General features: G+C 72.0%; 8 protein-coding genes. 2 read left to right on the top strand and 6 right to left on the bottom strand.

The genetic code is table 11. The annotated features are described in order from the left end of the window. Window positions 1–138: 138 nt before the first annotated feature. The 6 genes from AADR41_RS39695 to AADR41_RS39720 form a co-directional block, all read right to left on the bottom strand. Window positions 139–324, bottom strand: a complete 186-nt coding sequence (locus tag AADR41_RS39695) for a hypothetical protein (protein ID WP_342287127.1) — start codon at window positions 322–324, stop codon at window positions 139–141. A 197-nt stretch (window positions 325–521) separates the two neighbouring features. After that, on the bottom strand, window positions 522–2,600 hold the full coding sequence (locus tag AADR41_RS39700; RefSeq protein WP_342287136.1) for a putative bifunctional diguanylate cyclase/phosphodiesterase: 2,079 nt from the start codon (window positions 2,598–2,600) through the stop codon (window positions 522–524). Window positions 2,601–3,045: 445 nt separating this feature from the next. Further along, entirely contained in the window at window positions 3,046–5,238 is a 2,193-nt protein-coding gene (gene ligA / locus AADR41_RS39705; protein WP_342287128.1) for an NAD-dependent DNA ligase LigA, read from the bottom strand. A gap of 30 nt (window positions 5,239–5,268) precedes the next feature. Beyond that, window positions 5,269–6,294 carry a methionine synthase gene (locus AADR41_RS39710; protein WP_342287129.1) on the bottom strand — a complete coding sequence of 342 codons (1,026 nt, stop codon included), beginning with the start codon at window positions 6,292–6,294 and terminating at the stop codon, window positions 5,269–5,271. Window positions 6,295–6,341: 47 nt separating this feature from the next. Then, the gene (locus AADR41_RS39715; RefSeq protein WP_342287130.1) at window positions 6,342–7,031 is read right to left on the bottom strand and encodes an SDR family oxidoreductase; all 690 of its coding nucleotides are present in this window, start codon (window positions 7,029–7,031) and stop codon (window positions 6,342–6,344) included. A 29-nt stretch (window positions 7,032–7,060) separates the two neighbouring features. Next, on the bottom strand, window positions 7,061–7,600 hold the full coding sequence (locus tag AADR41_RS39720; RefSeq protein WP_342287132.1) for an LOG family protein: 540 nt from the start codon (window positions 7,598–7,600) through the stop codon (window positions 7,061–7,063). Between the two features lie 204 nt (window positions 7,601–7,804). Here AADR41_RS39720 and AADR41_RS39725 point away from each other — a divergent pair, with 204 nt between their 5' ends. Together AADR41_RS39725 and AADR41_RS39730 are read left to right on the top strand one after the other, a co-directional pair. Next, window positions 7,805–8,140 carry a DUF427 domain-containing protein gene (locus tag AADR41_RS39725; RefSeq protein ID WP_342287133.1) on the top strand — a complete coding sequence of 112 codons (336 nt, stop codon included), beginning with the start codon at window positions 7,805–7,807 and terminating at the stop codon, window positions 8,138–8,140. Window positions 8,141–8,235: 95 nt separating this feature from the next. Next, window positions 8,236–9,036: an alpha/beta fold hydrolase gene (locus tag AADR41_RS39730; protein ID WP_342287134.1), complete on the top strand. Its 801-nt coding sequence runs from the start codon at window positions 8,236–8,238 to the stop codon at window positions 9,034–9,036. Window positions 9,037–9,103 lie beyond the last annotated feature (67 nt).

Here is a 9,103-nt window from a genome sequence, read left to right on the forward strand (position 1 = left end):
GGCGGAGCGCGGGCGGGCGGAGCGCGAGCAGGCGAGCAGAGGGCACGCTGAGCCGGAGGGCAGGTGGAGCCGAAGGGCAGGCGAGCGGTGACCACGCGCCGGCTCGCCTCGGAGGTCGGGTACGGCCGGGCCGGTCCTCTACAGCCGCTTCAAGGGCAGGGACGCGCTCACGGCGGTCGTGGTGGGGAGCTGCGGCGGGCCGGCCACGGCGCTACTGGCGGCCCGCACCTCGGCGGCGGACGAGCGGGGCGCGCCGGCCGCGCTCAGCCGGGCGTACACGGATGTCGCGCGCGAACGGCCGGCGCCGTACGACGCGATGCTCACGCGCGGTGGATCCGCCGTTCGCCAGGCCCGAGGCACCGGCCACGCCGCACAAGGCGTTCGGCGCAGCCCCGGACCACCACACGCCGGTACCACCGCAGCCCCGGACCACCGCACGCCGGTACCTCCGCGGCTCGGGCCGCCAGGGGATGGGACCACCGCGGCAGCTCAGGCCGCCACGCGCTCCGACCCCCGCGTCTTCAGGTCGTCGCGGGCCGGGAGTTGACCGGTCGGCCGGGCGGGCGCTGTTCCAGTTCCGGCTGGGTGCCGGCCGCCGCCGCTGCGGCGGCCGCTGCCGCTGCCAGCTCGGCCGGGCGCCGCCAGCCGTGCTCGCCGCGTGCCCGAAGCCAGGCCGTGGTCTCCTGCGGCGGCATCGCCGCGGCGACCAGCCAGCCCTGCACCGCGTCGCAGCGCAGATCCCGCAGCCGCTCCCAGGTCTCGTCGTCCTCGACCCCTTCCGCGACGACCAGCAGACCCAGCGAGTGGGCCAGGTCGATCGTGCAGCGGACGATCTCCGCGTCCTCGTTGTCCACGGCCAGCCGGGCCACGAACGAGCGGTCGATCTTCAGCTCGCTGACCGGCAGCCGGCGCAGATGGACGAGCGAGGAGTACCCGGTGCCGAAATCGTCGAGGGACATCTTCACTCCGTGCCCGGTCAGCCCGGCGAGTGTGTCGGCGGCACGCTGCGGGTCCTCCAGCAGCACGTGCTCCGTTATCTCCAGCTGCAACGCCCCGGCCGGGACGCCGTGCCGGGCGAGCCGGGCCGCGACGCCGCCCGCGAACCCGGGGGTGTGGACGTCGCGCGGGGAGACGTTGACCGCGACGGGGACGAACAGGCCCTGTGCCCGCCACCGGGCGACCTGGGCCAGCGCGGTCTCCAGGACGTACTCCGTGAGGTGCGGCATGAGGCCGGACGACTCTGCGATGGCGATGAACTCGTCCGGAGGAACCCTGCCGCGTTCCGGATGCACCCAGCGCACCAGGGCTTCGAGGCCGGCCACCTGGCCGTCGAAGCGGACCTTCGGCTGGTAGTGGAGCTCGACCTCGCCGGCGTCCAGGGCGCGGCGCAGATCGCCCAGCAGCCCGAGCCGGTCCGGGGTGTTGCTGTCCCGCTTGGACTCGTAGACCTCGACGCCCGTGCGGTCCCGCTTGGCCTGGTACATCGCCACGTCCGCCCGCCTGAGCAGCCCCTCGGCGTCCAGCGCGTGGTCCGGATAGACGGCGACTCCGGCGCTGGCCTCCAGCACCAGGGTCAGTCCGTCGAGGTCCAGCGGGGAGGACAGCTCGGCGACCAGATGGCGGGCGACCCGCTGGGCGCTGGTGGTGGAGTCCGCGGTCGGCAGGAGCACCGCGAACTCGTCGCCGCCCAGCCGCGCGGCCTCCGCGCCCCGTGGCAGGGCGAGTCTGAGGCGTTCCGCTATCTGCAACAGCAGCCGGTCCCCCGCCAGATGACCGAGGGTGTCGTTGACTGCGCGAAAACGGTCGAGGTCGATCAGGACGAGAGCGGATCTGGCGCCGACGGACTCGGCGTCCTCCAGGGCCGTCCAGGTGCGCTCCAGCAGCCACTGCCGGTTGGGCAGCCCGGTCAGCGGGTCGCGCAGCTGCTCCTCGGCCCGGGCCCTGGCGATCCAGAGGGCGGAGTCGAGGGCGATCAGCGGGACGGCGAAGAGCGGCAGGAGCAGGGGGGTGGCCATCGCGACGACGCAGATCAGCGGTGCGATCGCGACGAGTGCCAGGGCGACGAGGCCCTGGCGCAGCAGGGCGGTGCGGGCGATGGTGGGCAGTCCGCCGCCCTGCGGCGTCCTCGCGTACCACAGCAGGACCCTGGTGACCACGAGGTAGGTGGAAGCGGCGAGGAGGACCTCCGGGACGGAGTCGATGCCCCAGTCGAGTGGCTGCCAGGGCGACTCGACGGTCTGCACCTCGCCGAAGGCGCCGAGCACCAGAGCCGCCGCGCCGATCCCCAGGATGTCCACGGCGCCGTGCAGCAGCCCCTGCCACCAGCGGTGTCTGCGGGCGACACCGACGAGCACGACGACGACCAGGGAGACCAGCGCGGCGGGCACCCAGCCGTAGAGCAGCAGCACCGCCAGGGTGAGGGAGGCACCGGAACCGGTCCCTCCCCACCAGCGGTCGCGGCCGAGCGCGACGAGATGGCCGACGATGATTCCGGTCAGGACGGCGAGGGACCACCCGGCCCTGCCGTCGGGGAAGAGCGCGTGTCCCTCGCTCACGGTCCGGTAGAAACCGGTCGCGATCTGGACAACGGCGATCGCCATGGCAACGGCGCCCACTTTGGGCGTGAGGCCGACGAAACCCTGCAGCCGCGACACCGGTGCGGCGCTCTCGGTCGGTTTCATTCCGTCCCTCTCACAGCCGGCGATGCCGATGTCACCCGATGGTTCCGTTCCACGCCGCCACGACCCGGTTTCCCACCCCGCAGCCGGGCACGGCAGGTGCACGTCTCAACAGTAGGCCGCGGAGGGCTTCTACGGGCAGCGCTCTGACGCTCTTGCCCGAATGCGGACCGAACATCCGTCAGCATCTGCTAGGCGCCGATCGGGTAAACCGGCCGAAACCGCGAAACCCTTGCCCAGACCTGCCCCTCTACATCCTTGATCGCCCCCTTGCGCACCATTCGCCCGCCTCCCGGTCGTACGGCCACCGCTCCGTTCCGACGGGCGCCGTTCTGTACCGATACCCCGCCCGGGGGCGGGGATCCGCCTACTGCGCCGGTTCCTCGGCCGGAACCACCGCCTCGCGGGCCGCATCCGGACCCTGTTCGAGCAGTACGGCGAAGCCGTCCTCGTCCAGCACCGGCACCTTCAACTGCATGGCCTTTTCATACTTCGAACCGGGGTTGTCACCGACGACCACGAAGGAGGTCTTCTTCGAAACGGAACCTGTCACCTTCGCGCCGCGGCTCTGGAGCGCCTCTTTCGCGCCATCCCTGGTGTGGCCGGTCAGCGTGCCGGTGACGACGACGGTGAGTCCTTCGAGCGGACGCGGCCCCTCGTCCTCCCCCGCGCTCTCGTCCTCCATCCGGACCCCGGCCTCGCGCCACTTGCGCAGGATCTCCCGGTGCCAGTCCTCGGCGAACCACTGCTTCACCGACGCGGCGATGATGGCACCGACCCCGTCGGCGTCGGACAGCTCCTTCTCGGTGGCCTCGTCGATCCGGTCGATGGAACGGAACTGACGGGCCAGCTCCGCGGCGGCGACCGGGCCGACATGGCGGATGGAGAGCCCGGTGAGGATCCGGGCCAGCGGCGCTTCCTTGGCCGCGGCGATGGCGTCGAGCATGGCGAGCGCGTTCTTCTTCGGCTCGCCCTGCTGATTGGCGAAGACCCAGGCGGTCTTCTCCTCGCCGGTCTTCGGATCGCGCTTGGGCAGCCCGCTGTCCTGGTCCAGGACGTAGGCCCGGATCGGCAGCAGCTCCTCGATCGTCAGCCCGAACAGATCGCCCTCGTCGCGCAGCGGCGGCTCGGCGGGCTCCAGCGGCCTGGTGAGAGCCGCGGCCGCGACATAGCCGAAGTGGTCGATGTCGAGGCACTTGCGGCCCGCCAGGTAGGCCACGCGTTCGCGCAACTGGGCCGGGCAGGAGCGCGCGTTGGGACAGCGGAGGTCGATGTCGGCCTCCTTCATGGGCCGCAGCTCCGTACCGCACTCCGGGCATTCGGTGGGCATGACGAACGCCCGCTCGGTGCCGTCACGGAGGTCGACGACCGGGCCGAGGATCTCCGGGATCACGTCACCCGCCTTGCGGAGCACCACCGTGTCCCCGATGAGGACGCCCTTCGCCTTCACCACGTTCTGGTTGTGCAGGGTGGCGAACTCCACCTCGGAGCCCGCCACTTCGACCGGCTCGACCTGCGCGTACGGCGTGACCCGGCCGGTCCGGCCGACGCCGACCCGGATGTTGACCAGCTTGGTGTTGACCTCCTCCGGGGCGTACTTCCAGGCGATCGCCCAGCGCGGAGCGCGGGAGGTGGAGCCGAGCCGGCCCTGGAGCGGGATCTCGTCGAGCTTGACGACGACGCCGTCGATCTCGTGCTCCACGGAGTGCCGGTTCTCACCGAAGTACCTGATGAACTCCCTTACTCCGTCGAGGGAATCCACCACCTTGTTGTACTTGGCGGTGGGCAGGCCCCATTCGTGCAGCAGCTCGTAGGCGTGCGAGAGGCAGTCGATGTCGAAGCCCTCGCGGGCGCCGATGCCGTGCACCACCATGTGCAGCGGGCGGGTGGCGGTCACCTTCGGGTCCTTCTGGCGCAGTGACCCGGCCGCCGCGTTGCGCGGGTTGGCGAACGGCTTGTCGTCGGCCTCGACGAGCCGGGCGTTGAGCTCCTCGAAGGCTTCCATCGGGAAGAAGACCTCGCCGCGGATCTCGACCAGCGCCGGGATCCGGTCGCCCTTCAGCCGGTGCGGGATCTCGGCGATCGTACGGATGTTGGGGGTGATGTCCTCGCCGGTGCGGCCGTCGCCGCGGGTGGCGGCCCGGGTCAGCCGCCCGTGCTCATAGGTGAGGTTGACCGCCAGTCCGTCGACCTTCGGCTCGCACAGGAAGTGGTAGTCGGTGGTACCGACGTCCCGGGCGATCCGCTCGCCCCAGGCGGCCAGCTCCAGATCGTCGAAGGCGTTGTCCAGCGAGAGCATCCGCTCCCGGTGCTCGACCGAGGTGAATTCCGTCCGGTAGGGGCCCGCGACCTTCTGCGTCGGCGAATCCGGGGTGCGCAGCTGGGGGTACGTGTCCTCCAGCGCCTCCAGCTCGCGCATCAGCCGGTCGAACTCGGCGTCGCTGACGACCGGCTGGTCGCTCACGTAGTACCGGAAGCGGTGCTCCTCGATCTGCTCGGCGAGCAGCGCGTGCTGCTCCTGGGCCTGTGCGGGCACCGTCGTCTGCTGTTCGCCGGCCATCGTCTCGTCCTCCCGTTACCCGTTGCCCCGTTACTCAGGGTTGTCTGCGAGCGATCTCGCGGCCCGGACGCAGTGGGCGAGCGCGGCGCGCGCGTACGCGGGCGAGGCACCCGCGAGCCCGCACGACGGGGTGATCACCACGGACTCCGTCAGAGTCCCCGGATTCAGCCCCAGCCTGCGCCACAACGTCCTGACACCCATGACGCTACCGCCCGGGTCCGACAATCCACCCGAGGCCGGGTCGGTGCCCGGCACCACTCCGAGAAGGAGCTGGGTGCCGCCCTCGACGGCTTCCCCGATCGCGTCATCCTCACGCTCGGTGAGCAGTGAGAAGTCGAACGAGATGCCGCCGGCCCCGGCCCGGCGCAGCAGCGCGAACGGCACCTCGGGCGCGCAGGTGTGCACGAGCGTCGCCCCGTCCCCGGCCGCCGCCAGGACGTCGCGCAGGGTGCCCTCGACGACCTGGCGGTCCACGGCCCGGTACGTGCGGTAGCCGCTGGCCGTCCTGACCCGCCCGCGCAGTACGGCGGTCAGGGACGGCTCGTCGAGCTGGAGGATCACCTGGGCGCCGGGCACCCTGCGCCGTACCTCCGCGAGGTGGGCGCGCAGCCCTTCCGCGAGTGAGCCCGCCAGGTCGCGGCAGGCGCCGGGGTCGCCGAGCGCGGCCTCGCCGCCCCGGCGCTCCAGTGCGGAGGCCAGCGTCCAGGGGCCGACGGCCTGGACCTTGAGCGGTCCCTCGTATCCCTGGGTGAACTCCTCCAGGGCGTCGAGGTCCTCGCCGAGCCAGGACCTGGCCCGGCGGGTGTCGCGTCCGGGCCGGTCGCTGATCCGCCAGCCGCTGGGCTCGACGTGCCCGTACAGGTCGACGAGCAGCCCGATGGTCCGCCCGATCATGTCCGCGCCGGGCCCGCGGGCGGGCAGCTCCGCCAGATGCGGCAGGCCCTCACCGCCCGCGAAGGAGCCGGTGACGGTCTTCGCCGCCTCCCGCGCGTCTCCCCCGGGCATGGACCCGATCCCGGTGGCCGGGCAACCGCTGAACTCGCTCTTCTCGCTCACACGGGAAGCCTAAGGCCGCGCCGGACCACTACCGGCGTCCGCGTCGCTCAGCGTCCGGGGCGCACCGTCAGGTCGTTGACCTCGGCGTCGCGCGGCAGGTCGACGGCCATCAGGATCGTGGTGGCCACCGACTCCGGGTCGATCCAGCGGGAGGGGTCGTACTCCTTGCCCTCCTGCTGGTGGACCTTGGCCTGCATGGGGCTGGCGGTGCGCCCCGGGTAGACGGAGGTGACCCGGACGCCGTTGGCGTGCTCCTCGTGGCGCAGCGAGTCGGCGAGGGCCTTCAGGCCGTGCTTGCTCGCGGCGTACCCGCTCCACTCGGCGTGCGCGGCGAGGCCGGCGCCCGAGTTCACGAAGAGGACGTGGCCCTGGGCGACGCGCAGCTGCGGCAGCAGCAGCCGGGTGATCTCGGCGGGCGCGACCAGATTGGTGTTGAGCTGGAAGTGCCAGGCCTTGGGCGTGAGGTCACCGACCCGGCCGAGCTCGACCACGCCCGCGACGTGCAGCAGCGAGTCGATCCGGTCCGGCATCGCCTGCTGGGCGAACGCCCAGGAGAGCCGGTCCGGGTTGGAGAGGTCGCCGACGAGCGTACGGGCGCCGGGGTGGAGCTCGGCCAGCTCCTTGGCACGGCCCGCGTCGCGGGCCAGGAGCACGGTCTCGTCACCGCGCTCCAGCAGACGGCGGGTGACGGCGGCTCCGATGCCGGAGCCGGCACCGGTGATGACATGAGTGGGCATGCCCTCATGATCGCACCCCCGCCGCGCCGTCACCGCAGGCCGGACCACTCCTCCAGGTAGGCCAGCGCGCCCACGCCGTCCTTGGCGAAGAACACCAGGTCGGTCAGCGGGAGGGGCAGGAAGCCCTCGTCCTCCATGCGCTGGAACTGCTGGCGCAGCCCGTCGTAGAAGCCCGCCGTGTTGAGCAGGACGACCGGCTTGTCGTGCTTGCCGTGCTTCTTCAGCTCCAGGATCTCGGTCGCCTCGTCGAGGGTCCCGGTGCCGCCCACCATGATCACGACCGCGTCGGCCTTCTCCAGGAGCAGCGCCTTGCGCTCGGCCAGATCGCGCGCGATCACCATCTCGTCCGCGTCGGCCCGCGCCTTGGCCGCCAGGAAGTCCACCGACACCCCCACCAGCCGTCCGCCCGACTCCTGGACGCCGTCGGCGACGACCTTCATCAGCCCGCTCTCCGAGCCTCCCCAGACCAGGGTGTGGCCGCCCTTGCCGAGCAGCTCGGCGAATTCGCGGGCGGGCCGGGTGTAGCGCTCGTCGAGGTCGGCGGCGGAGAGAAATACGCAGATCTTCATGGACCAACGGTAAGGGCCACCGCCGACAGGTCCCCGCACCCTGTGGAAAACCTCCCCCGGAGGGGACCGGCGGGCCAGAGTGCCGAGGGCCGAGAGCCGAGCACTGGGGGCTGGGGGCCGAAGTCCGCCGGCTGGGGACCGGGACCGCGAGCTCCGAGCCGGAGGCCGGGGAAGAATCCGGTCCGCGAAACGGCTGACCTTTACATGACTACGTCACCAGGACACCGCATCACGGTCGAGCCCGGCACCGAGCATGTACGTGTGGTCCGCGACGGGCAGGTGCTCGCCGAGAGCCGACGCCCGCTCGTCCTGCGCGAGACGGGCTGTCCGGTCCGCTACTACCTGCCGTCCGAGGACGTCCGTACCGAACTCCTCACGGCATCGGACACCCGAACCCACTGCCCGTTCAAGGGAGATGCCTCCTACTGGTCGCTCCCGGGCAACACGGATCTCGTCTGGGCCTACCCGGAGCCGAAGCCCGAAGTCGCCGCGATCAAGGACCACTTCTGCTTCTACGACACCGATATCACTGCCGACTGATCGTCAAGAACGGCCCTGACCTGGGCAATCGAAGAATCTCAGAAAAACTTCGGCTGGAGCGATGAGTTTTCGCGGGCCCGGCGGTCCACCCTCGCATGGACAAGATTCTCTCCCGCGACGGCACCTTGATCGCGTACCGGCGGCGCGGTGAAGGCCCGCCGGTGATCCTGGTGGGCGGCTCGCTGGGCACCGCGGCGACCGAGGCGCCGCTGGCGCGGCTGCTCGCGCCGCACTTCCACGTCGTCACGTACGACAGACGCGGCCGCGGCTCCAGCGGCGACAGCTCCCCGTACGCGGTGGAACGCGAGATCGAGGACCTGGCCGCGCTCGTCTCCGCGACGGGCGGCCGGGCCTCCGTCTTCGGCATGGGCGCCGGCGGGGCCCTGGCCCTGGAGGCGCAGGCCTCCGGCCTCCCCGTCGACCTGCTGGCCGTGTACGAACCGCCCTACACGCCGGGCGCCTCGGGCCTCCGGTACAAGGCGTGCTGCACCTCGCGCCTGCACCGGCTGCTGTCCGCCGGGGACCGCGCGGGAGCCGTCGAGCTGTTCCTGTCCGTGACGGGCGTGCCGGCCGACATGATCGCCCGCATGCGCCGCGCCCCGCTCTGGAGCGACCTGCTGGCGATGGCGCACACCCTCGCGTACGACGACGCGATCCTCGGCACCGGCGCGATCCCGGCCGCCCGCTTCGCCTCCGTCACGGCCCGCACGCTGGTGATCTGCGGCGGTTCCAGCCCCACCCCGTCCCGCCTCGCCTCGCGCACCCTCGCGGACGCCCTCCCCCGCGCCCGCCACCGCACCCTGACGGGCCAGACCCGCGACCTGGCCCCGCAGGCGGTGGCCCCGGTCCTCACGGACTTCTTCGCCAGGTCCGTATCCCTGCGTCAGGCTTCCTGACCCACGACCCGCCCCGCGCGGTCGCGTCCGACCCCCGTACGGGCGGGACCCCGCGGGGCGCCGCACA

Origin of the sequence: Streptomyces sp. CLV115 (assembly GCF_038448545.1) — a bacterium.
Lineage (GTDB): Bacteria > Actinomycetota > Actinomycetes > Streptomycetales > Streptomycetaceae > Streptomyces > Streptomyces sanglieri.

Bases quoted from the DNA above. Each gene is read 5' to 3' on its own strand.
- ligA (WP_342287128.1), bottom strand. From the start codon at position 5,238: ATGGCCGGCGAACAGCAGACGACGGTGCCCGCACAGGCCCAGGAGCAG.
- AADR41_RS39715 (WP_342287130.1), bottom strand. From the start codon at position 7,031: ATGCCCACTCATGTCATCACCGGTGCCGGCTCCGGCATCGGAGCCGCC.
- AADR41_RS39700 (WP_342287136.1), bottom strand. From the start codon at position 2,600: ATGGCGATCGCCGTTGTCCAGATCGCGACCGGTTTCTACCGGACCGTG.
- AADR41_RS39730 (WP_342287134.1), top strand. From the start codon at position 8,236: ATGGACAAGATTCTCTCCCGCGACGGCACCTTGATCGCGTACCGGCGG.
- AADR41_RS39725 (WP_342287133.1), top strand. From the start codon at position 7,805: ATGACTACGTCACCAGGACACCGCATCACGGTCGAGCCCGGCACCGAG.
- AADR41_RS39720 (WP_342287132.1), bottom strand. From the start codon at position 7,600: ATGAAGATCTGCGTATTTCTCTCCGCCGCCGACCTCGACGAGCGCTAC.